The 21,890-nt window shown below is 71.3% G+C and carries 21 protein-coding genes; 11 read left to right on the top strand and 10 right to left on the bottom strand.

The genetic code is table 11. The features are described from left to right. Positions 1-21: 21 nt before the first annotated feature. From ACXJKG_RS01495 to hisF, 5 genes are read left to right on the top strand one after another with little or no spacing between them, the layout of a single operon-like run. Positions 22-948 (top strand): ABC transporter ATP-binding protein, encoded by a 927-nt coding sequence (locus ACXJKG_RS01495; RefSeq protein WP_456843986.1) that lies wholly within the window; start codon positions 22-24, stop codon positions 946-948. Continuing rightward, on the top strand, positions 945-1,778 hold the full coding sequence (locus ACXJKG_RS01500; RefSeq protein ID WP_456843987.1) for an ABC transporter permease: 834 nt from the start codon (positions 945-947) through the stop codon (positions 1,776-1,778). Before ACXJKG_RS01495 ends, ACXJKG_RS01500 begins: the two co-directional genes overlap by 4 nt. Continuing rightward, positions 1,775-2,590, top strand: coding sequence for an ABC transporter permease (locus tag ACXJKG_RS01505; RefSeq protein WP_456843988.1), 816 nt, complete (start codon positions 1,775-1,777; stop codon positions 2,588-2,590). The genes ACXJKG_RS01500 and ACXJKG_RS01505 overlap by 4 nt, the downstream gene beginning before the upstream one ends. A gap of 42 nt (positions 2,591-2,632) precedes the next feature. Then, on the top strand, positions 2,633-3,268 hold the full coding sequence (hisH, locus tag ACXJKG_RS01510) for an imidazole glycerol phosphate synthase subunit HisH (RefSeq protein ID WP_456843989.1): 636 nt from the start codon (positions 2,633-2,635) through the stop codon (positions 3,266-3,268). Then, complete coding sequence (gene hisF, locus ACXJKG_RS01515; RefSeq protein WP_456843990.1) at positions 3,258-4,055, top strand: imidazole glycerol phosphate synthase subunit HisF; 798 nt, start codon at positions 3,258-3,260, stop codon at positions 4,053-4,055. The genes hisH and hisF overlap by 11 nt, the downstream gene beginning before the upstream one ends. A gap of 57 nt (positions 4,056-4,112) precedes the next feature. Here the strand turns inward: hisF and ACXJKG_RS01520 are convergent, their stop codons facing one another. Both ACXJKG_RS01520 and ACXJKG_RS01525 read right to left on the bottom strand, forming a co-directional pair. Next, positions 4,113-7,265, bottom strand: coding sequence for a glycoside hydrolase family 9 protein (locus tag ACXJKG_RS01520; RefSeq protein ID WP_456843991.1), 3,153 nt, complete (start codon positions 7,263-7,265; stop codon positions 4,113-4,115). A gap of 191 nt (positions 7,266-7,456) precedes the next feature. Beyond that, positions 7,457-8,365 carry a hypothetical protein gene (locus ACXJKG_RS01525; RefSeq protein ID WP_456843992.1) on the bottom strand — a complete coding sequence of 303 codons (909 nt, stop codon included), beginning with the start codon at positions 8,363-8,365 and terminating at the stop codon, positions 7,457-7,459. Positions 8,366-8,516: 151 nt separating this feature from the next. On the opposite strand from ACXJKG_RS01525, the gene ACXJKG_RS01530 reads away from it, so the two are divergent. Then, the gene (locus ACXJKG_RS01530; protein WP_456843993.1) at positions 8,517-9,056 is read left to right on the top strand and encodes a peptidylprolyl isomerase; all 540 of its coding nucleotides are present in this window, start codon (positions 8,517-8,519) and stop codon (positions 9,054-9,056) included. Between the two features lie 238 nt (positions 9,057-9,294). After that, entirely contained in the window at positions 9,295-9,924 is a 630-nt protein-coding gene (locus ACXJKG_RS01535) for a rhomboid family intramembrane serine protease (protein ID WP_456843994.1), read from the top strand. A gap of 292 nt (positions 9,925-10,216) precedes the next feature. On the opposite strand, the gene ACXJKG_RS01540 is transcribed toward ACXJKG_RS01535, so the two are convergent. Next, the gene (locus ACXJKG_RS01540) at positions 10,217-10,462 is read right to left on the bottom strand and encodes a cell division protein CrgA (RefSeq protein ID WP_456843995.1); all 246 of its coding nucleotides are present in this window, start codon (positions 10,460-10,462) and stop codon (positions 10,217-10,219) included. 188 nt (positions 10,463-10,650) lie between these two features. On the opposite strand from ACXJKG_RS01540, the gene ACXJKG_RS01545 reads away from it, so the two are divergent. The 4 genes from ACXJKG_RS01545 to ACXJKG_RS01560 are packed head-to-tail and all read left to right on the top strand — an operon-like array spanning position 10,651 to position 13,075. Next, the gene (locus ACXJKG_RS01545; RefSeq protein WP_456843996.1) at positions 10,651-11,481 is read left to right on the top strand and encodes a DUF881 domain-containing protein; all 831 of its coding nucleotides are present in this window, start codon (positions 10,651-10,653) and stop codon (positions 11,479-11,481) included. After that, positions 11,478-12,260 (top strand): class E sortase, encoded by a 783-nt coding sequence (locus ACXJKG_RS01550; protein ID WP_456843997.1) that lies wholly within the window; start codon positions 11,478-11,480, stop codon positions 12,258-12,260. The genes ACXJKG_RS01545 and ACXJKG_RS01550 overlap by 4 nt, the downstream gene beginning before the upstream one ends. 31 nt (positions 12,261-12,291) lie before the next feature. Further along, on the top strand, positions 12,292-12,450 hold the full coding sequence (locus ACXJKG_RS01555; protein WP_456843998.1) for a hypothetical protein: 159 nt from the start codon (positions 12,292-12,294) through the stop codon (positions 12,448-12,450). Between the two features lies 1 nt (position 12,451). Continuing rightward, positions 12,452-13,075: an aminodeoxychorismate/anthranilate synthase component II gene (locus tag ACXJKG_RS01560; protein WP_456844013.1), complete on the top strand. Its 624-nt coding sequence runs from the start codon at positions 12,452-12,454 to the stop codon at positions 13,073-13,075. A 53-nt stretch (positions 13,076-13,128) separates the two neighbouring features. Here ACXJKG_RS01560 and pknB read toward each other — a convergent pair whose 3' ends face one another. From pknB to ACXJKG_RS01595, 7 genes are read right to left on the bottom strand one after another with little or no spacing between them, the layout of a single operon-like run. After that, the gene (gene pknB / locus ACXJKG_RS01565) at positions 13,129-15,126 is read right to left on the bottom strand and encodes a Stk1 family PASTA domain-containing Ser/Thr kinase (RefSeq protein WP_456843999.1); all 1,998 of its coding nucleotides are present in this window, start codon (positions 15,124-15,126) and stop codon (positions 13,129-13,131) included. Further along, positions 15,126-16,367 carry a serine/threonine-protein kinase gene (locus tag ACXJKG_RS01570; protein ID WP_456844000.1) on the bottom strand — a complete coding sequence of 414 codons (1,242 nt, stop codon included), beginning with the start codon at positions 16,365-16,367 and terminating at the stop codon, positions 15,126-15,128. Before ACXJKG_RS01570 ends, pknB begins: the two co-directional genes overlap by 1 nt. After that, entirely contained in the window at positions 16,364-17,815 is a 1,452-nt protein-coding gene (locus ACXJKG_RS01575) for a peptidoglycan D,D-transpeptidase FtsI family protein (RefSeq protein ID WP_456844001.1), read from the bottom strand. Before ACXJKG_RS01575 ends, ACXJKG_RS01570 begins: the two co-directional genes overlap by 4 nt. Continuing rightward, positions 17,812-19,263: an FtsW/RodA/SpoVE family cell cycle protein gene (locus ACXJKG_RS01580; protein ID WP_456844002.1), complete on the bottom strand. Its 1,452-nt coding sequence runs from the start codon at positions 19,261-19,263 to the stop codon at positions 17,812-17,814. The genes ACXJKG_RS01575 and ACXJKG_RS01580 overlap by 4 nt, the downstream gene beginning before the upstream one ends. 10 nt (positions 19,264-19,273) lie before the next feature. Further along, entirely contained in the window at positions 19,274-20,584 is a 1,311-nt protein-coding gene (locus ACXJKG_RS01585) for a PP2C family protein-serine/threonine phosphatase (protein ID WP_456844003.1), read from the bottom strand. A 5-nt stretch (positions 20,585-20,589) separates the two neighbouring features. Continuing rightward, positions 20,590-21,102, bottom strand: a complete 513-nt coding sequence (locus ACXJKG_RS01590) for an FHA domain-containing protein FhaB/FipA (RefSeq protein WP_456844004.1) — start codon at positions 21,100-21,102, stop codon at positions 20,590-20,592. Positions 21,103-21,111: 9 nt separating this feature from the next. Beyond that, positions 21,112-21,822 (bottom strand): FhaA domain-containing protein, encoded by a 711-nt coding sequence (locus ACXJKG_RS01595; protein ID WP_456844005.1) that lies wholly within the window; start codon positions 21,820-21,822, stop codon positions 21,112-21,114. Between the last annotated feature and the right edge of the window lie 68 nt (positions 21,823-21,890).

Genomic DNA, 21,890 nt, shown 5'->3' on the forward strand with positions numbered 1-21,890 from the left:
CCTCGTCTAGGTTGGTCCGCTGTGACCGCTCCCGTCATCGCCGCCCACGGCCTCACCAAGCGTTTCGGCGACTTCACCGCCGTCGACAGCATCGACTTCGAGGTGCCGCCGGGCGAGTCGTTCGGGCTGCTGGGCCCCAACGGGGCCGGCAAGTCCACCACGATGCGGATGATCGGCGCCGTGTCGTCGCGGTCGGCCGGGGACCTGCGGGTGCTCGGCCTCGACCCTGACACGCACGGGCCCGAGATCCGGTCGCTGCTGGGCGTCGTGCCGCAGGAGGACAACCTCGACACTGAGCTGCGCGTGCGGGACAACCTCATCGTCTACGGCCGCTACTTCGGCATCCCGCGGTCGGTGTGCGCCGCGCGTGCGGACGAGCTGCTCGGCTTCGCGCAGCTTGAGGAGAAGCGCAACGCCAAGGTCGACGACCTGTCAGGCGGCATGAAGCGGCGACTGACCATCGCCCGCGCGCTGATCAACGAGCCGCGCATCCTCATGCTCGACGAGCCGACCACCGGCCTCGACCCGCAGGCGCGCCACGTGCTGTGGGACCGGCTGTTCCGGCTCAAGGAGCGCGGCACCACGCTGGTGCTCACCACGCACTACATGGACGAGGCGGAGCAGCTGTGCGACCGCCTGGTGGTCGTCGACAAGGGCACGATCATGGCCGAGGGCAGCCCGTCCAGCCTGATCCGCCAGTACTCGACGCGTGAGGTGGTGGAGCTGCGGTTCGGCTCGGACCGCAACGCCGACGCGGCCGTGCGGATGGCGGGGCTGGTCGAGCGGATCGAGGTGCTGCCGGACCGCGTGCTGCTGTACGCCGACGACGGCGAGGCGGTGCTCGAGCGCGTCGTCGACCTCGGCCTGCACCCGACCACGTCGCTGGTGCGGCGGTCCAGCCTCGAGGACGTGTTCCTGCGGCTCACCGGGCGGAGCCTGATCGAATGACGACGACGCTTCCCGATGCCGCGGTCGCCGCCGCGGTCCGGCCCCGCAAGTTCGGCGCGTGGTACGTCGCCGAGCACCAGCTGAGGGGCATGAAGGCCTACGGCTGGACCATCGTCGTGGGGTCCGTCGGCAACCCGCTGCTCTACCTGCTCGGCATCGGGCTGGGGCTGGCGACGTTCCTCGACCAGTCGGTGGCGTCGGGTGCCGACGGGCCTGTCAGCTACGTGTGGTTCGTCGCCCCGGCGCTGCTGGCGACGGCCGGCGTGACGGTCGCGACCGACGAGTTCACGTTCGTCATCATGGCCGGGTTCAAGTGGCGACGGATCTTCTGGGGCATGAACGCCTCCCCGATCGCCCCGCCGCAGATCATGGCGGGGCTGGTGCTGTCCGTGGTGCTGCGGATGCTGTTCACCACGACGATCTACTACGTGCTCATCGTCGCCTTCGGCGCGGTGGGCGACCCGGTCCGGGGTGCCCTCATGCCGCTGGTCGGCGTGCTGGCCGGGCTGGCGTTCGGCCTGCCGCTGATGGCGTTCTCGGCCAGCCTCACGGAGGACAAGGGCCAGTTCGCGCTGGTGCAGCGGTTCGTCTTCACGCCGCTGTTCCTGTTCTCCGGCACGTTCTACCCGTTGGCCACGCTGCCGGTGTGGCTGCAGTGGGTCGGGTGGATCTCGCCGCTGTGGCACGCGAGCGAGATCGGCCGGTCCCTCTCGTACGGGTCGCCCCCGGGGGCGTGGCCGGTCGGCTGGCACCTCGCGATCCTGCTCGCGATGGCGGCGGGCGGCTGGGTGCTCGCGCGCCGGGTCTTCGTCAGGAGGCTGCGCGGATGACCACGACCACCGCACCGTCCCGGAGCACCGCCGTCAGCGCGCTGTACGCGCGCAACTCGCGGTCCGTCGTCGCGCGCGGGCTCAAGGCGACCAAGAGCTCCAGCGGGATCGTCGTCCTGTCGGGCTTCTTCGAGCCGGTGTTCTTCCTGTTCGCCATGGGGGTCGGCCTGGGGTCGTACATCGGCGACGTCGAGCTTCCGTCCGGCGCCACCGTCTCCTACGCGGCCTTCATCGCGCCGGCGCTGCTCGCGGTGTCCGCCATGAACGGCGCCGTCTACGACTCGACGTGGAACGTCTTCTTCAAGATGCACTTCGGCAAGCTCTACGACGCCATGCTCGCGACGTCGCTGGGGCCGCTCGACGTGGCGTTCGGCGAGATCACGTACGCCCTGCTGCGCGGTGGCGTCTACGCCCTCGGCTTCCTCACGGTCATGCAGGTCATGGGCCTGAACCTGGCGTGGTCGGCGGCGCTGGCCATCCCTGCGGTGCTGCTCGTCGCGTTCGGGTTCGCCAGCGTCGGCATGGCGGTGACCAGCTACATGAAGACCTTCCAGCAGATGGACTGGATCAACTTCGTGATGCTGCCGATGTTCCTGTTCTCCGCGACCTTCTACCCGATCACGGTGTACCCGGGCTGGCTGCAGGGGGTCATCAAGGCGCTGCCGCTGTGGCACGCCGTGGAGCTGGTGCGCGGGCTCACCCTGGGCGTCCTCGACGGCTCGATGCTGGTCCACGTCGCGTACTTCGTCGTCATGATCGGGCTCGGTCTGTCGTTCACCACCGTGCGGCTGCGCGCCTTGTTCCTCGACTGACGTCCGACATATGAGACAAGCGTCCCGTGTAGGATTGGGCAAGTGATCGGGATCATCGACTACCGCACCGGTAATTCGCAGAGCATTTCTTATGCGCTCGAACATCTCGGTGTCCCGCACGCGCTCGTGGTCAAGCCGAGCGAGTGCGACGAGGTCGACAGGTACATCCTCCCCGGGGTCGGTGCGGCCGGCGTGACCATGGAGTCGCTCGCCCAGGAGGGGTGGATCGATCACCTGAACGAGAAGGTCCGGGGCGATGGCCAGGGATTTCTCGGTGTGTGCGTCGGTCTGCAGGTCCTCTTCGAGCACTCGGCCGAGGGTGACGTCGAGTGCCTCGGGTGGCTCGAGGGCAGCGTCCACGAGTTCGACCGGTCCGAGGTCCGCGTGCCGCACATGGGCTGGAACAACGTCGAGGTCCGCGGCGACCACCCGTTCTCGCGGTCATTCACGCCGGGCGGCTTCTACTATTTCGTGAATTCCTTCTATGCGCGCCCGACCGACGAATCCACGCTGGTCGGGGTCACCACCTACGGCCAGGAATTCGCCGCCGCGGTGGCGCAGAAGAACATCATGGCGACGCAGTTCCACACCGAGAAGAGCGCGCGCGCCGGCCTGCAGGTGCTCAAGGCTTTCTGCGACCTCGACCTCACTAACCTGGAGGATCTCGATGCTCGCTAACCGGCTGATCGCCTGCTTCGACGTGAAGGACGGCCGCGTCACCAAGGCCCAGCAGTTCCAGGACAACATCGACGTGGGCGACCCGGCCGAGCTGGCCGACCGGCTGTACCACGAGGACGTCGACGAGATCGTCATCTACGACATCATGGCCAGCGCCCAGAAGCGCCAGATCGACCTGGCCATGGTCCGCAGGGCCGCGCACCGGACGTTCGTGCCGCTGACCGTCGGCGGCGGGATCCGCCACCTGCAGGACATGCACGACGTCCTGCGCGCCGGGGCGGAGAAGATCAGCATCGACTCGATGGCCGTGCGCAAGCCCGAGATCATCACGCAGGGCTCGGTCGAGTTCGGCCGGCAGTGCATCGTGCTGAGCATGCAGGTCAAGCGCGTGGACAAGACGGCGACGATCCCGAGCGGGTACGAGATCGCGATCGACGGCGCGCGGACCTACACCGGCATGGACGCGGTGGAGTGGGCCAAGCGGGGGCAGGACCTTGGCGCCGGCGAGATCGTCGTGAACAGCATCGACCGCGACGGCACGGGGGCGGGCTACGACCTCGACATCACGGGGATGATCACGGACGCCGTCCAGCTCCCTGTGATCGCCTCCGGCGGGGCCGGGCTGGTCAGCCACGTCAGCGACGCGTTCGCCATCGGCGCCACCGGCGCCATCGTGAGCTCGATGCTCTACTCGCCGCGCGTCGAGCACACGCTGTCGGTGGAGGAGATGAAGGCGCAGCTGGGCGAGCTGGGCGAGCGCGTCCGCCCGGTGCACAGCGCGGACTGAAGGCGAGCATCACGACGGGGGCGGCGCACCAGGCGCCGCCCCCGTCGTCGTTGCCGGTCAGGACACCGTGCAGGCCACCCCGTTGACGGTGAAGGCCGTCGGCGCGGTGTTGGTACCCGAGTGGGAGCCGTTGAACCCGATGTCCGTGCCGGCGCCAGGAGCCAGGGTGGCGTTCCACCCGAGGCCGACCGCGGTGACAGCGCTGCCCGCCTGGGACCAGGTCGCGCTCCAGCCCTGGGTCACCTGCTGACCCGAGGGGAACGTGAACCCGAGGGTCCAGGTCAGCGGGGACGTCGACGTGTTGGTGATCCTCACGCTCCCGGTGAAGCCCACGTTCCAGCTGTTGGCGGTGTACTTCACCGCGCAGCTGCTCGTGGTCGTCGTCGGCGGGGTCGTGAACGTCACCGGCGGGCTGGCCGCCGAGACGTTGCCGGCCGCGTCCCTGGCGCGGACCGCGTAGGTGTACGCGGTGCTCGCCGTGAGACCGGTGAGGGTCGTCGACGCCGTCGTCGGAGAGGCCACCAGGGTCGAGGTGGTGCCCTGGACCCGGTACACGTCGTAGCCGGCAACGCCACCGGCGTCGGTCGACGCCGCCCACGTCAGGGTGGCCCCGATCTGCGTGATCGCCGACGCCGTCGGAGTGCCCGGGACGGTCGGCGCGGTGGTGTCGGCCGCGGCGGTGGTGGTGAAGGCGACCGAGGTGGACGTGGCCGAGACGTTGCCCGCCGAGTCCCTGGCCCGGACCGCGTAGGTGTACGCGGTACCGGGAGCGAGACCGGTGAGCGTGGCGGACGGACCGGTCGCGGTGCCGACCACCGTGGACGTCGTGCCGCTGATCCGCAGCACGTCGTACCCGGCCAGCGCGTACGTGCCGACCGTCGAGGCGGTCCAGGTGAGAGTCGCCCCGGTCGAGGTGATCGCGGAGGCGGCGGGCGTCCCGGGCTTGCCGGGCAGCACGACGTCGACGGGCGGCTGCGAGGTGGTGAACGTCGCGGTGGCGGAGGGCGCCGACACGTTCCCGGCGACGTCCTTGGCCCGCACCGCGTACGAGTACGCGGTGCTCGGCGTGAGGCCCGAGAGCACGGTCGACGCCGTGGTGGTCGAGGCGACCAGCGTCGAGGTGCTGCCCTGCACCCGGTAGACGTCGTAGCCCGCGAGACCGCTGCCGGCGTCCGTGGACGCCGTCCAGCTGAGCGACGCGCCCGTCGAGGTGATCCCCGACGCCGTCGGGGTGCCCGGCACGGTCGGCGCCGTGGTGTCCGTGACTGTGCCGGTCGGCTCCGTGCCCCAGATGAGCTTGCCGCCGTCGTAGAGGGTGATCGCCTTGGTCTTGGCCAACGCGGTGGTGGTGAGGCCGACGAACGAGGCGTCGTTGGACGCGTTCCACGTGGAACCACCAGTGATCCGGAACTGGATCTCGCGGCGGTGCTGGGACTGGCCACCGGGGTAGATGTTCTGCCCGACGCAGCTGATCTCGGCGTAGTAGAGCGAGCCACCCGCGCTGACCGGCTTGGCGGTCTGCGGTCCGCACTCGCTGTAGTTGGCCGACACGATGAGGTTCGCGGCCGAGTCACCGGCGTCGAGCGTGAACCAGTAGCGCAGCGTGCCGTTGGTCAGCGACCGGGCCGGGAACGCCGACTGGTTGCGGATCATGGCCTTGACCTCGGTGAACGTTCCGCCCGCCGGCTGGTTCAGCATGGCCTCGACGAAGATCTCGTCGCCGTCGGGCTGCTCGGCCACCGGGAAGCTCGCCAGCGCCGTGCCGCCGTACTCCTGGGTGAGCCGGGCGAGCGCGCTGGAGAAGCCGGCGTTGTAGTCGGTGGCCACCTCGTTCGAGGTGTAGTCGGACCGGCTGTCGGTGTACGCGTCGTTCGCGCTCGAGGGACCGCCGACCAGCGCGCCGTACAGGACGTGCCGGGTCTTCACCGGGTCCGTGATCGAGTCGAGCCACGAGCCGTGCGCGGTCCGGTGGTGCGGGCTCTGCGGCGGGTTGACGCCGAAGCCGACGACGAAGCTCGACTTGCGGGGGTTGTCGCCGAGCGCGTAGTTGATCTGGCGGACGCCGAAGTCGTGGTACCTGGCTTTGCGCGTGGCGTCCGTGAGCCAGTCGGAGTAGACGAGCGCGACGAACGAGGTGTTGGCGGCGTACCGCAGCGAACCCCACGAGTCGAGGACGGCCTCGCCGCCCGGCGAGTACGGCACCCGCTGGCCGTTGACCCCGACGGTCCAGTAGTCCAGCCACCGGTTGGCGTCGTCGATGTACTGCTGCTTGCCCGTCTCCATGGCCAGCAGCGCGTACATGGCGTAGGTCTTGTCGTCCCACGCGACCGTCCATTTGTACGAGTGGGTGGTCGTCTGGTTCTCGACGCTCAGCTTGGTGTACTCGGACTCGGCCTTCGCCAGGTACGTGGCGTCGCCGGTCGCCTTGTAGAGCCAGTAGGCGCCCCACACCAGCTCGTCCTGGTAGCCGGACCACGACTTGTAGTACGCGGACGCAGCCGTCACGCAGTCGGAGTATGCACCGCGGTAGGTGTCTGCGAACGTGTACAGCTGCTTGGCGTGCGTGAGCAGCTTCGCCGAGTAGGTGGGGTCGTCGGCCTTGAACACGATCGCCGACGAGGCAAGCGCGGCGGCCGTCTCGCCGGCGACGTCGGACCCCGGGCAGGACGCGCTGATCTTGAACGACGGCCGCGCCATCGTCATGACCTCGGCCGGTCCCCACCACTTGTGGTCCGCCTCGCCGTCGCCCACCTGCACGTACAGCTCGTTGGGGGCGGTGTGCGCCTTGACGAAGTAGTCGTCCACCCAGCGCAGGTTGCCCTTGAGCTCGTCCAGCTGGCCGGCCTTGGTGTAGCCCTGCGGCGACGCGATGGCACCCCACGCCAGCATCGTCGTGCTGAACGCCATCGGCAGGCCGAACTTCACGTGGTCGCCGGCGTCGTACCAGCCCCCCGTGAGGTCCTTGCCCACGTCGGCGCCGTCGCTCATCCCGGAGTCGCCCCGCCAGGACACGGGGTTGTCGGCCGGGAGGTCGCCGGAACGCTGGGCCTCGTAGAAGAACATCGACTTCTGCAGGGCTTCCGCGTAGTTGTACGTCGGGTCGGCGGCGGTGGCCGCACCGGCGAGCGGCGCGACGAGCAGGCCGGCGGCGACGGTGAGCACGGTGCTGCACGCGATCGCGACGCGACCGCGGGTTCTGGGGCGGTGCATGGGGTCCTCTTCCACGGCACTGGAGACGGTGGGGGTCGGCGGGCAGCCCCGGCGTCGCCTCGCTGCGGCCCCGGCACGACGCGCCTCGCGCATCGTGCAGAGCGGACCTGCGGAGGGTCAACGGCCAAAACGTTTCGGACAGCACGCGACCCCCGGGCCGCRGGGGCTCGGGGGTCGCGGGGTACGAACGGTCAGACGGCGGGGGCGTCGCCCTCGGTCGGGATCTCCGTCGTGGTCTCGGACGGCGTCTCGGCCGGGGCCTTCGTCGTACGGCGGGTGGTGGCCTTCTTCGCCGCCTCGGTCGCCTCGGCGACCTTGTCCGTGAGGTCGTCCTTCGCCTCCGAGACCTTCTCGGTGAGGCTCTCGGTCGCGGCGCTGACCTTCTCCGCGGCCTTGCGGGTCGCGTCGCGGCCCTTGGCGACGGCGCTGCCCGCGGCCTCCCCGACGGCGTCCGCGGCCTCGGCGACCCGCGCGTGCGCCGTCCCGGTGTCCGTCGGCTCCCACGGCTCGGCCCACGGGTCGACGCTCGAGCGCGACCGGGTCCATGCGGCCGCGGCGGCGCCCAGGCCGATGAGCGCAGCGAGCAGCCAGAAGACCTTGGCGCCCGCGTGCTTCTTCTTCTCCTGGGCCGCCGCGGCTGCAGCGACGGCCGCCGCGGCACCCTTCGCGTTGTCGGAGGCTGCGTCGGCGGCCTTCTCGACGGCCGCGCCGGCCTTCACCGCGGCCTCGTTCATGGCGGCGACGAGCTTGGGCAGGAAGTCCTCGACGATCCGGTCGTGCGCCGTGTCGATGGCCGGCGACACCTTCTCCGCGGCGCTCTCGACCTTCGGCGCGGCCGCCTTCACGCTCTCGTGGTACAGGTGCTCCGCCCGCGGCAGCAGCCAGTCGATGAACGCCTCGACCTTCGGGGTGGTCCAGTCCTTCGCCGACGATGCGGCGTCGCCCGCCTTCGCGGCGGCGTCCTTCAACGACTCGGTCGCGCTCCCCGCGCTCTCCTTGGCGCTCTTGGCGGCGTCGGCGAGGGTGGCACCCAGGTCGGCCGCCTGGTCCTTCAGCTTCTCCGTGTCGACGTCGATCTTCGGGCTCTTCGTGAACGGCATCTCGGCTCCCGGCTCGTTCGGCTGCACTGGCCTCCCACTCTGCCACCGCGGGAGCGGCAGCGCAGGATGGTCTTTGTCCGGAACAGTGCCCGTGGCCTGCGCAACCGCACTTTCACCGGTGTGCTCCAGGCTCGCGTGCGAGACTTCTCGCATGTTTGCGACCCTGCACACGACCGCCGGAGACATCCGGATCGAGCTCTACCCCAACCACGCGCCCCGCACGGTGCAGAACTTCTCGGGGCTGGCCACGGGGACGATCCCGTGGACGGACCCGACCACGGGCGAGGAGCGGACAGACCCGCTGTACGCCGGCGTCGTCTTCCACCGCGTCATCTCCGGTTTCATGATCCAGGGCGGTGACCCTCTGGGCACCGGTCGCGGCGGCCCGGGCTACACGTTCGACGACGAGATCCACCCCGAGCTGTCGTTCAACGAGCCCTACCTGCTCGCCATGGCCAACGCCGGCAAGCGCCTCGACCCGACCACCGGCAAGGTCGGCGGCACCAACGGCTCGCAGTTCTTCATCTCGGTCGCCCCGACCGAGTGGCTCAACGGCAAGCACACGATCTTCGGCAAGGTCGCCGACGACGAGAGCCGCGCCGTGGTCGACGCGATCGAGAGCACCCGGGTCCGCCCCGGCGACCGTCCGGTCGAGGACATCGTCATCAACTCGATCACCATCGAGGACTGAGACCACCATCAGCGAGCTCTACGACGCCGGCGCGCCGGTCGCGCCGCCGGTCTGCCCTCGGCACCCCGACCGGGTGTCGTRCGTGCGGTGCCAGCGGTGCGGCCGGCCCACCTGCCCGGACTGCCAGCGGCAKGCCGCCGTCGGCATCCACTGCGTCGACTGCGTCGCCGAGGCCGCGCGCGCCCTGCCCAGCACCCGGACCGCGCTCGGCGGCGTGCGCCACGCCGGACGACCCGTCGTGACGATCACCCTCATCGGGCTGTGCGTCGTCAGCTTCATCCTGCAGCTGGTGGTGCCGACGTGGACCGCGCGGTGGTTGTTCTCGCCGATCGCCGGGTACTACGAGCCGTGGCGCTTCCTCACCGCGGCGTTCCTGCACTCGCCCGGCCAGTACGTGCACATCCTGTTCAACATGGTGGCTCTGTGGTTCGTCGGGCCCGCGCTCGAGACCGCCCTGGGCCGCGCGCGCTACATCACGCTCTACCTGATGTCGGCCATCGGCGGCTCCGTCGGCTCGGTCCTGCTGGCCGGCGCCACCCACAGCTGGTCGACGGCCAGCGTCGGGGCGTCCGGCGCGGTCTTCGGGCTGTTCGGCGCGATGCTCGTGGTCAGCAAGCGGCTGGGCGGCGACGTCCGCGGCATCCTCGTGCTGATCGGCATCAACCTGGCGCTCGGGTTCGTCATGGCGAACATCGCCTGGCAGGCCCACGTCGGCGGCCTGGTCACCGGCGCGCTGCTGACCGCGGCCTACGCGTATGCGCCCGTCGAGCGGCGCCGGATCGTCGCCGTCCTCGCCCCGGTCGTGCTGGGCGCGATCCTGCTCGGCGCCACGCTGGCGGCGTACGCGTCCGTGGGCGCCTTCTCCTGACACACTGCCCGCGCGCTGCCCGTCGGCCCGCTGCCCGTGGTCGCTCTGAGCCGCTCCCACAGCAGGTTCTCGGCCCTCCAGCACTGTCCCCACAGTTACTCACACCTGTGGAACTACACCGCTGTAGTTATCCACAGAGTTGTGCACCGCTGGGGACAGTCGACGCGTTTCCGCAGGTCAGCAGCCGTGGGTGTGGACGGAGCCGACGCCTCGCCGGTGGGGGTGAGGGTGGGGACGACGAAGGCGCCGCCCGCGGTGCGGACGGCGCCTGGGCCAGGCTGGGAGGAACCGGTCAGCGCCAGCGGGTCGTCATGCCGAAGCCGGCGATGATGAGGACGAACCCGATGAGCAGGTTCCACTGGTCGATGCCCGGGATCGGGTACTGCGACCGGGTCAGGTACGTGACGACGATCCAGACCAGTCCGAGCAGCATGAGCCCGAGCATCACCGGCAGGAACCAGGGCGGGTTGACCTTGGGGGCCGACTTCACGGGCGGCGGTGTGTATGTCGCCTTCTTGCGCGACTTCGACTCAGGCACGTCCGGTGCTCCTGTCCTGCGGCTGTGCGGCGCGGGGGCCGCGGGGGACCACGCGGGTGAGGTCGCGGTCGGATGGCGGTCGATCGTGGTGCACGAGGCCCGCATCGTCACGGACTCATCGCTTCGTGACCTAGCGTAGTGCCCGCTTGCACCGCCCGTCGCAGGGCAACCCACCCGAGGAGCCGTTCGTGACCGACCACCCGCACCGCGCGCGGCGCGTCGTCGCGCGCGGCACGCTGTCGGTCGCGCTGGTGCTGGCGTTGTCCGGGGCCCTCTTCGCGGCCAACGCCAAGTTCGCCCGGGCGTCCGGCGAGCGGCACCCGCAGGACCTGCGGGAGCTGGCGCTGGTCGAGACCAAGCGGGTCACGCAGCTGTCCACCGAGGTCGACGGGCTGCGCACCGAGGTCGACGCCCTGACCACGACCGAGAACTCGGCGACCGGGACCCAGGTGGGCACCCCGAGCGTGGGCTACGTCGTCGAGGGCGGGCTGGTGCCCGTGACCGGCCCGGGTGTCACCGTCCAGCTCGACGAYGCCCCGGCTGACTCCCCGCGGCGCGAGGACGTGAGTCCCGACGTGCTGGTGGTGCACCAGCAGGACCTCCAGGCTGTGATGAACGCGCTGTGGGCCGGCGGCGCCGAGGCCATGGAGCTCATGGACCAGCGGGTGATCTCCACCAGCGCGGTCCGGTGCGTGGGCAACGTGCTGCGCCTGCACGGCCGGCTCTACTCCCCGCCGTACATCGTGCGGGCCATCGGCAACCCCGCCGACCTGCGCAAGGCGCTCAACGCCTCGCCGGCGGTCCAGTCCTACCTCCGCGATGCTGCCGACGTCGGGCTCGGCTGGTCCGTCACGGACGCGCAGGACCCGCTGGAGCTGCCCGCCTACTCGGGCACCACGGAGCTGTCGTCGGCCACGGTGCCCGACGGCGTCGAGATCCTGCCCGGGCTGGACGCGGCCGAGGACGAGGCCCGCGCGCGCAAGGCTGAGGACAGCGAGACCATCGGGGGCACACGGTGAGCGGCCAGACGACGACCGAGCAGACCCCGGCGCCGCCGAGCAAGGGCGGCCGGGTCCGCCACGTGACCTACGGGATCATCGGCGTGATCGGCGAGATCCTCATCACCCTCGGGGTCCTGCTCTTCGCGTTCCTGGTCTGGCAGCTGTGGTGGACCGACGTCATCGGCAACCGCGCGCAGGCCGAGATCGTTCGCGAGCTGCCGTTCGAGCCGGTGCCCACCCCGACGGTCGGCGCTCCCACGGGCCCCGTCATCGCCCCGCCGCGGCACGACGAGCCGCCGGTCATGGCCGAGCCCCCGCACGCGACGACGTTCGCGACGATCCAGGTGCCGCGCTGGGAGGGCGAGCCCGAGCGCCCGATCAGCCAGGGGACGGACCGGGCGACCGTGCTCGACGTGCTCGGCATCGGCCACTACGAGGGCACCGCGATGCCGGGCGGCGTCGGCAACTTCGCCGTGGCCGGTCACCGCACCACCTACGCCAAGCCGTTCAACCGGATCGCGGAGCTGCAGGTGGGCGACCCGCTCGTCATCCGCACCACCGACAACATCTGGTACGTCTACCGCGTGACCTCGACGGAGATCGTCGCGCCGACGAACGTCGGGGTCATCGCGCCGGTCCCCAACGACCCGGGTGCGGTGCCGACGGAACGCATGATCACGCTCACCACCTGCCACCCGATGTTCTCGGCGCGCGAGCGCTACATCGTCCACGGCGTGCTCGACTACTGGGCCCCGGTCGCGGACGGCATACCGGCCGAGCTGGCCGGTGGCGCATGATGGTCACCCTCGAACTCGTCGGAGGACGCTGATGTACGGATGGCTGTGGCGGCACACCCCCGGGCCCGTGGCCGTGCGCGTCCTGCTGCTCACGCTCCTTGCCGCCGCGGTGCTGGTGGTCTGCTTCGCGTGGGTCTTCCCCGCCATCTCCCCGCACATGCCCTTCAACCAGACGACGGTGGGTGAGTGAGATGACGCGGATCCTCGTGATCGACAACTACGACTCGTTCGTCTACACGATCGTCGGCTACCTCAACCAGCTGGGCGCCGAGACCGTGGTCGTGCGCAACGACGCCGTCCCGCCCGCCGAGGAGCGGACCGGGTTCGACGGCGTGCTCGTGTCGCCCGGACCGGGCACCCCCGCCGACGCCGGCGAGAGCATGCAGGTCATCCGCGACTGCGCCGCCGCCGGGCTCCCGATGCTCGGCGTGTGCCTGGGCCACCAGGCCCTGGGCGAGGTCTTCGGCGGGACGGTCACGCACGCGCCCGAGCTCATGCACGGCAAGACCAGCCAGGTCGAGCACAAGGGCACCGGCGTGCTGGCCGGGTTGCCCGACCCGTTCACCGCCACGCGGTACCACTCGCTGGCGGTCGTCAACGGGACGATCTCCGACGAGCTCGAGGTCACTGCCACGGCTCACGGCATCATCATGGGCCTGCAGCACGTGTCGCTCCCCCTGCACGGGGTCCAGTTCCACCCCGAGTCGGTGCTCACCGAGGGCGGCCACCGGCTGCTGGCCAACTGGCTCGAGATCTGCGGCGACGACCAGGCCGTGGCCCGGTCCGAGGGCCTGCACCCGCTCGTCCGCCTCTGACGGAACGACGAAGGGGCCGTCCCGAGATCGGGACGGCCCCTTCGTCGTTCGTGCTACGGCGTCGGCGTCGGCTTCGCGCCTGCCCCGGTGCCGGTCGGGCCCTTCGACGTGTGGATGTCGATCTGCTGGTCCAGCGGGACCTCGTCGCCGGCCGTCGGGTCGGTCCGCAGCACGGTGCCGCTCGGCTGGTCGGACGCCTCGTCGATGCGGTTGACGTTGTTCAGCCCGAGGGCCTGCAGCTCCGCGACGACCTGGTCGTAGGACTTGCCGACGAGGTCGTTCGGGATGGTCGCCGTGGTGCGCGCGATGGCGACCTGCAGGTTGATGACCCGCCCCTGCTTGACCAGGGTGCCGGCCGCGACGTCCTGCGCGACGACCTGGTCGGGCGTCGCGTCGGACTCCACGGTCGACGTGTTGACCTGCAGCTTGGCCGCGTTGAGCAGCGCCGTCGCGTCGGACTTGCTCTTGCCGACGACGTCCGGCACCTGCACGTTCCCGGTGGAGACGAACAGCGTGACCTCGGTACCGGCGTTGACCGACTGGCCCTCGGGCGGGTCGGTCTTGGTGACCTGCCCCTGCGGGTACTCGGGGTTGTCGTCGTCCTGCCGGTTGGCGGAGACCTTGAGCCCGGCTGCGGTGAGGGTGTCGACCGCCTCCTGCTCGGTCTTCCCCGCGACCGACGGCACCGCCAGGCTGGACGGCCCGGTCGAGATGAAGACCTTGACCTCCGACTCGGGCGCGACCTCGGTGTCCTGGCCGGGCTCGGTCTTGGTGACGTGCCCGGGCTCGATCGTGTCGGAGGGTTCCTCCTGGCGGACGAACAGCAGGTTCGCGGCCTCGATCGTCGACTTCGCGTCGGCCTCCGTCATGTTCGCGACGTCGGGCACCTTCACGGTGTCCGCGGGGGCGTTCTTGTTCGCGTTGGCCACGAGCAGCGCGACGATGCCCGCGACGGCGAGCACGGCGATCGCGATGAGGAGCGGCAGCAGCCAGGGGCGTCGACGGCCCTCGTCCTCCTCGTCATAGCCGGCGGTCGCGACGGCGGCGCCGGTGGAGGCCCACGGCGGGCTGGCCGGCGGGATGGCCTGCGTGGTCGCGACCGGCGGGGCCATGAGCTGGGTGGCCTCGGTGGCCGGCGTGGCGACCAGGGCAGCGGCGGCGAGCGCACCGACGGCCGGCGCACCGACCGCGCCACCGCGGACGGCGGCCTCGAGGTCGGAGCGGAACTCGGCAGCCGTGGAGTAGCGGGAGTCGCGCTCCTTGGCCAGGGCCTTGAGCGTGATGCGGTCGAGGGTGTCCGGCACGTCGGACGCGAAGGTGCTGGGCACCGGCGCGGCCTCGCGGACGTGCTGGTAGGCCACGGCGACGGGCGAGTCGCCCATGAACGGCGGACGGCCGGTGAGCAGCTCGAACAGCAGGCAGCCCGTGGAGTAGAGGTCCGAGCGGGCGTCGACGGTCTCGCCGCGCGCCTGCTCGGGCGAGAGGTACTGCGCGGTGCCGATGACGGCCTGCGTCTGCGTCATGGTCGCGGCCGAGTCGGCGACCGCGCGCGCGATGCCGAAGTCCATGACCTTGACCGCGCCCGTGGGGGTGAGCATGACGTTCGCGGGCTTGATGTCACGGTGCACGATGCCGGCGTGGTGGGAGTACTCCAGCGCCGACAGCACGCCGGCCGTGATCTCCACGGCCTCCTCGATGGGCACCGCGTGCCCGTCGCGAAGGATGTCCCGGACCGTGTGGCCCTCGACGTACTCCATGACGATGAACGGCACGTGCGCGACGACGCCGGTGGGCTCGGTGAAGACGTCCTCGCCCGTGTCGTAGACCGAGACGATGGCGGGGTGGTTCAGGGCCGCTGCGGACTGGGCCTCACGGCGGAACCTGTTCTGGAAGCTCGGGTCGCGCGCGAGGTCCGAGCGCAGGATCTTGATGGCCACCGTGCGACCGAGCCGGGTGTCGTGGCCGATGTGCACCTCGGCCATGCCACCACGGCCGATGAGCTCGCCGACCTCGTACCGTCCGGCGAGGATGCGGGATCCGTCGTCCACCACTAGGCGTCCTTTGCTTCCGTCGATGCCGGGTCTGCGGCGAGCGCTGCGGACCCGTTCTCGGTGATCATCCCATCGAGGGTGTCGCCACGAGGGTAATGGGCGGCCGTGGCCGACAGCCGGGTCTGGCCGCCGGGCGGGCCGTCCGCCTTGGTCAGCTGGGCCGCCAGCGCGGCGCCCAGGAGGCCCACGAGCAGCAGCACCAGCGCGAGCAGGGGCCACGAGAGCCGCGCGGAGCGGCCCAGCCGGACGCCCGTCGTCGAGCCCTTGCGGGCCGCGGCGCGCGTCGTCGGCTCGTCCGCACRGCGCGTGCGGCGCGGCGGGTACGAGGGCGGCGGGACAGCGGGAGGCGAGATGGCGGCGGTCGCGAACGTGTCGGGGGTGCGCTGCTGGGTGCTGACCAGCACGGGGACGCCCGACGGCGGCGTGCGCGGCACCAGCTTGTCCAGCAGCTGCGCGAGCTCCTCGCCCGAGGCCGGACGCGCGCTCGGCTCCTTGGAGAGCAGGCGGATCACGAGGGCGGCGAGCTGCTTGTCGACGCTCGCCGGCAACGGGGGCACCGGGTTGTTCACGTGCGCGACGGCGATGTCGACGGCCGTGGGCCCGGTGAAGGGCCGGTGCCCGACCAGCGCCTCGTACGCGATGATCCCCAGCGAGTACAGGTCGGACAGCGGCGTCGCGGGCTTGCCGACGGCCTGCTCCGGCGAGAGGTACTGGGCGGTGCCCATGACCATGCCGGTCGCGGTCATGGTCACCTGGTTGCGGGCCAGCGAGACGCCGAAGTCGGTGATCTTCACACGCCCGCCACGGCCCAGCAGGATGTTGCCGGGCTTGACGTCGCGGTGCACGACGCCGGCCAGGTGCGCGGCGTGCAGCGCCCGTGCGGTCTGCGCGAGGATCGGCAGCAGCCGGCGGGTGGGCAGCACGGGCTCGCGCTCGAGCAGGTCGGACAGGGGCTCGCCGACCACCAGCTCCATGACGAGGAAGCCGGAGCCCTCCTGCTCGCCGTAGTCGAACAGCTGCGCGATGTTCGGGTGGGACAGGGAGGCCGAGTTGCGCGCCTCGGTGCGGAACCGCTCGAGGAACCCGCGGTCGCCGGCGAACTCCGAGCGCAGCACCTTGACCGCGACCGGGCGGGCCAGGGCGTCGTCGTACCCCTCCCAGACCTCGCCCATGCCGCCGACGGCGATCTGCCGGACGAGCCGGTAGCGCTCGCCGAGCAGGACTCCCGATGCCGTCTTCACGATCCCAGCACCGCCTCGATGACGGCCTTCGCGATCGGCGCCGCCACCTTGCCGCCCGTCGCCTCGTTGCCCGCGCTGCCGCCGTGCTCGACCAGGACCGCCACCGCGACGCGCGGCGCGTCCGCCGGCGCGAAGGCCGTGAACCAGGCGTGCGGCGCCTGCCCGTCGGACGTCTGCGCGGTGCCCGTCTTGCCGGCCACCTGGACCCCGGGGATCTGGGCGGCGGTGCCGGAGCCGCTCTGCACGACGCCGACCATCATGTCGCGCAGCGCCGCGGCCGTGCCGGGCGAGACCGCCGTCGAGTACAGCGTCGGCTCCGTCTCGTGGACCTTGCGCAGGTCGGCCGAGCGGACGGTCTGCACCACGTACGGCGTCATCAGCCGGCCGCCGTTCGCGATCGCCGCGGAGACCATCGCCATCTGCATCGGGGTGGCCTGCACGTCGCGCTGGCCGATGGCCGACTGGGCCGTGACCGGCGCGTTCATGTCGTCGGGGAACACGCTCTCGACGACCTTCATCGGGATGGTCAGGCCGGGGTCGTTGAAGCCGAACCGCTCCGCCTGCGCCTGCAAGGCGTCTGCGCCGACGTTGAGCCCGAGCTGCCCGAAGGCAGTGTTGCAGGAGACCCGCAGGGCGTCGGCCAGCGTGATCGGGTCGCTGCCGCACCCGCCGCCGCCGAAGTTGCCGATGGTCGCGGTGGTCTGCGGCAGGGAGAGCTGGACCGGCGCGGGCAGGGTGCTCTCGGGCGTGTACTGCCCGCTCTCGAGGGCGGCCGCGGCCGTGACCAGCTTGAACGTCGAGCCCGGGGCGTACCGCTCGAGCGTCGCGTTGCTGCGCAGCGGGTTGCCGGGGGCGGACGCGAGCTGGTTGTAGGCGGCGCCGGCGGCCTTGGTGTCGTGAGACGCGAGCAGGTTGGGGTCGAAGCCGGGGGTCGAGACGAGCGCCAGGATCCGGCCGGTCGACGGCTCGAGCGCGACGACCGCGCCCTGCTGCCCGGCCAGCCCGTCGAGCGCGGCCTGCTGGGCGGCGRGGTTGATCGTCGTCTCGACCGCCGCACCCTCGGGCTGGCGGCCCGTGAGCAGGTCGCGGATGCGGGAGAAGAACAACTGGTCGCTGCGGCCCGTGAGCTCGTCGTTCGCCGCGTTCTCCAGCTGCGTGCGGCCGTTGACCACCGAGTAGAAGCCGGTCATCGCCGAGTACAGCTCGCCGTTGGTGTACGACCGCTGGTACCCGTAGGAGTCCTCGACCTTGGTCGACTGCGCGATCGCCTCGCCCGCCACGACGATGGGCCCGCGGGCGTTGCCGAACTCGCGGTACAGGGTCCGGACGTTGCGGCTGTCGTTGTTGAGCTTCTCCGCCTGGAAGTACTGCACCCAGGTGGCGCTGGCCATGAGGCCGACGAACATGATGAGGACGACGGTCGCCAGGCGGCGCAGAGGAGTGTTCATCGGAGACCGCCGATGACTTCGGTGGGCTGGTCGTCGTCCCCGCTGCCGTTGCTGCCCCCGCCGACGACCACCGGGGTGCCCGCGATCGGCGTCAGCACCTGCTTCATCGACGGTGCCGGGCGACGGGCCTCGTCGGAGATCCGCAGCAGCAGCGCGACGATGACCCAGTTGGCCACCAGTGACGAGCCGCCGTAGGCCAGGAACGGCGTCGTCAGGCCGGTGAGCGGGATGAGCCGCGTGACGCCGCCGACGACGACGAAGGTCTGCAGCGCGACGATGAACGCGAGGCCGCCGGCGAGCAGCTTGCCGAACCCGTCGCGCACGCCGATCGCCGTCCGCATGCCGCGCTCGGTGAGGATGGCGTAGAAGAGCAGGATCGCCAGCAGCCCGGTCAGGCCGAGCTCCTCGCCCAGCGACGCGACGATGAAGTCCGACTCCGCGAACGGCACGAGGTCCGGCCGGCCCTGGCCCCACCCGGTGCCGAACAGCCCGCCGCTGGCCATGCCGAACAGCCCGCGCACCAGCTGCCCGGACCCGCCGGGGCTCTGGTCGAAGACGGCGGGGTCGAACGCGTGCAGCCAGGCGTCGAAACGTGCTCCGACGTGCGCGAACGCGCTCGCGGCCAGGACTGCGCCGACGACGAACAGGAGCAGACCGATGATCACCCAGCTCAACCGTTCGGTGGCGAGGTAGAGCATCGCGACGAACAGCCCGAAGAACAGCAGCGACGTCCCCAGGTCCCGCTCGAGCACGAGCACCGCGACCGACGCGCCCCAGACGATGAGGATCGGACCCAGGTCCCTCGGTCGGGGCAGCTGGAGGCCCAGCACCTTCGGCCCGGCGAGCGCGAGGGTGTCGCGGTGCGTGACCAGGTAGCCCGCGAAGAAGATGGCGAACGCGATCTTGGCGAACTCCGCCGGCTGGAACCCGACCCCGCCGATGCGCACCCAGATCCGGGCGCCGTTGATCAGCACGCCGAGTCCCGGCACCAGCGGCAGCAGGACCAGCACGAGACCGGCGACCATCKCGGTGTACGTGTAGCGCCGCAGAGTCCGGTGGTCGCGCAGGAGCACGAGCACMAGGGCCGCGAGCACCACGGAGATCGCCGTCCACACCAGCTGCCGCTGGGCGAAGGTGTCGTCGCGCCCGCGGGCCGTGTACGCGAAGTCGATCCGGTAGATCATCGCGAGGCCGATGCCGTTGAGCGCGACCGTGATCGGCAGGATCACCGGGTCCGCGAACGGGGCACGCCAGCGCAGGACCAGGTGCACGCCGATCGCCAGCGCCGTCAGGCCGAGGCCGTAGCCGATGACGTCGGGCGGCACCTTGTCCGAGGTGCCGATGCCGGCGAGCGCGTACGACGCGACGCCGATGGCGAGCGCGAGCAGCAGCAGGCCGAGCTCGACGCCCCGGCCGGCCCGCACCCGGTGCGGCTGGACGGTAGCCATCACGCGCGGCTCACGGTGTGGCCGTCCCCGACGGGGTCGGGGCCGGGGTGGCGGTCGGGCCCGGGCTCGGCTGCGGTTCCGACGTGTCTTCCTGCAGCATCACGACGAGCCCGCGGGCGTCGTCGAGGGAGTCGGCGTGGATGGTCTGCTCGACGCGCTCGCGGAGGTAGCCCGAGCTCAGGTCCTCGACGTCGGTACCGGTGCGCTCCACCACCGTCGACAGCGCCACCGGGCCGAGCGTCTGCGGCAGGCCGCGGAAGATCACGACCTCGCCGGCGTCGACGCCCACGTAGTACTGCGTCTGCGTCCAGCCGTACGCGATCGCGGCGCCGGCGATCACGACGACGGCACCGACCACCCAGGCGACGATCGTGCGCCACCGGCGAGGGGTGGGCGCGGGCTCGTCCTCGTCGTCGGCGGGCGTCGGCGGCTCGGAGGCTCCGTCGGGCTCCGGCGGCTCCTTGGCGGTGCGCGTCAGGGTCGCCGCACGGGCCGCGGGGCCGTCGGCGGCGGACGTCGGGTCGTTGCGGCTCAGGGCCGCGGCGCCGACGATCGTCGCGTTCGTCGTCGGACCCGCACCGTCGGCCACCTGGTCGAGCTCGATGACGTCGGCCAGCACCACCGTGATGTTGTCGCCGCCCCCGGCGCGCAGCGCGAGCTGGACCAGGCGGTCCGCGCAGGCGTCGACGTCGGCGATCGTCGCCATCGTCTCCTCGATGGTGTCCGCGCTGACGAAGCCGGACAGGCCGTCGGAGCACAGCAGCCAGCGGTCGCCGGGCCGGGCCTCGCGGACCGACAGGTCAGGCGTGACCTCCGGGTCGAAGTCGCCGAGCACGCGCATGACGACCGAGCGCTGCGGGTGGTGCTCGGCCTCCTCGGGCGTGATGCGGCCGATGTCGACCAGGTGCTGCACGAACGTGTGGTCGGTGGTGACCTGCGTGAGCACGCCGTCGCGCATCAGGTAGCCGCGCGAGTCGCCCAGGTGCACCATCGCGAGCTTGTTGCCCGCCCGCAGGATCGCCAGCACCGTCGTCCCCATGCCCGTGAGCTCGGGGTCGGCGTCGGTGCGGGCGATGATCTCGTCGCGGGCGTCGGCCAGCGCGGTCTCCAGCTGGTCCAGCGCGTCGTCGGGACCGTGCGACTCCCCGTCCAGCGGCGCGAACGCGGCGACGGCGACCGACGAGGCGACATCGCCGCCGGCGTGCCCGCCCATGCCGTCCGCGACCATGAGCAGGTGGGGCCCGGCGTAGGCCGAGTCCTGGTTGTTGGAGCGCACGAGTCCGACGTCGGACCGCGCCGCATACCTGAGTGCGACGGTCACCGGGTCTACCTCTGCAGCTCGAGGATGCTCTGTCCCACGCGGACGGGTGTACCCGTCGGGACGGCGGTCGGCGCCTCGACGCGCTGGTCGGCCACGAATGTCCCGTTCGTCGATCCGAGGTCCTCGACGAACCACTGGCCACCCTGCGGGAAGATCCGGGCGTGCCGCGACGACGAGTAGTCGTCGTCCAGCACGAGCGTGCAGCCGGGGGCCCGGCCGATGAGCACCGCCGACGACCCCAGCGGGACGATCGTGCCGCGCAGCGGGCCCTCGGTCACGACGAGCCGGCTCGGGCCCGTCCCGCTGCGCGCGGAACGGGGTGTGCGGGTGGGGGCCGTCTCCGGCTTGGCGGGTTCCGTGGCCACGGCTGCCGCCACGACGGGCACCTTGCGACGACGACGGTCCGTGATCCGCGTGCCGTACAGGTCGCGGCGCAGCACACCGATGGCGAAGAGCACGAGCACCCACAGCAGCGCCAGGTAGCCCAGCCGCAGCAGGGTGATCGTCAGCTCACTCATGTGCCGGCGTCACTCGTCCAGGTCCGGCTCGCCGCCTGTCCAGAACAGGATCCGGGTGCGCCCGATGGTCAGCGTGTTGCCGTCCAGCAGGGTCGCGGCCGGAACCTGGTGGCCCTCGACGAAGAGTCCGTTGGTGGATCCCATGTCCGTCGCGACCACGCCGTCGGACGTCACGCGGATCTCGAGGTGGCGCCGCGAGACGCCTGKGTCGTCGACGATGATGTCCGCMTCCGACCCGCGACCGATGACCGTGACCGGCCCGGTGAGGATGTAGCGCTGACCGTCGATGTCGACCAGCGGATGGCGGGCGCTGGGGGCCGAGCCGGCGCCGGCCGGCGCCACCGCCCCGCGCACCGTCGCGCTGTGCACCCGGAACCGTGCGGCCTCGAGCTCGGCGTCCTCGCTGAACGACACGGTCACCGGCCCGACGAACGCGTAGCGCTGGCTCGCCGCGTAGTCGGTGACGTTGTTGGCGAACTCGTCCGCCAACGCCTCCGCACCCCACGACTCCACCTGGTCGTAGTCGGCAGATGCCAGCTCGATCGTGAACTCGTTGGGGACGACAGTCCGGTCGCGCCCGACGACGGCTGCCCGGTCGTCCACCTCGCGCCGCAGCGCGCTGGAGAGGTCGAGCGGCTTGAGCTCGCTCTTGAAGGCCTTGGCGATGGCGTTGTTGACGACGCGCTCGACGCCGTTCTCGAACCTGTCGAGGATGCCCACAGCCACCTCCCCGTGCCTCTCGCGCGTCCACCTGCACGTGTCGTGCCGACGATCCGCCCTGATCGTAT

It is taken from the genome of Cellulomonas sp. P5_C6, from assembly GCF_054049635.1.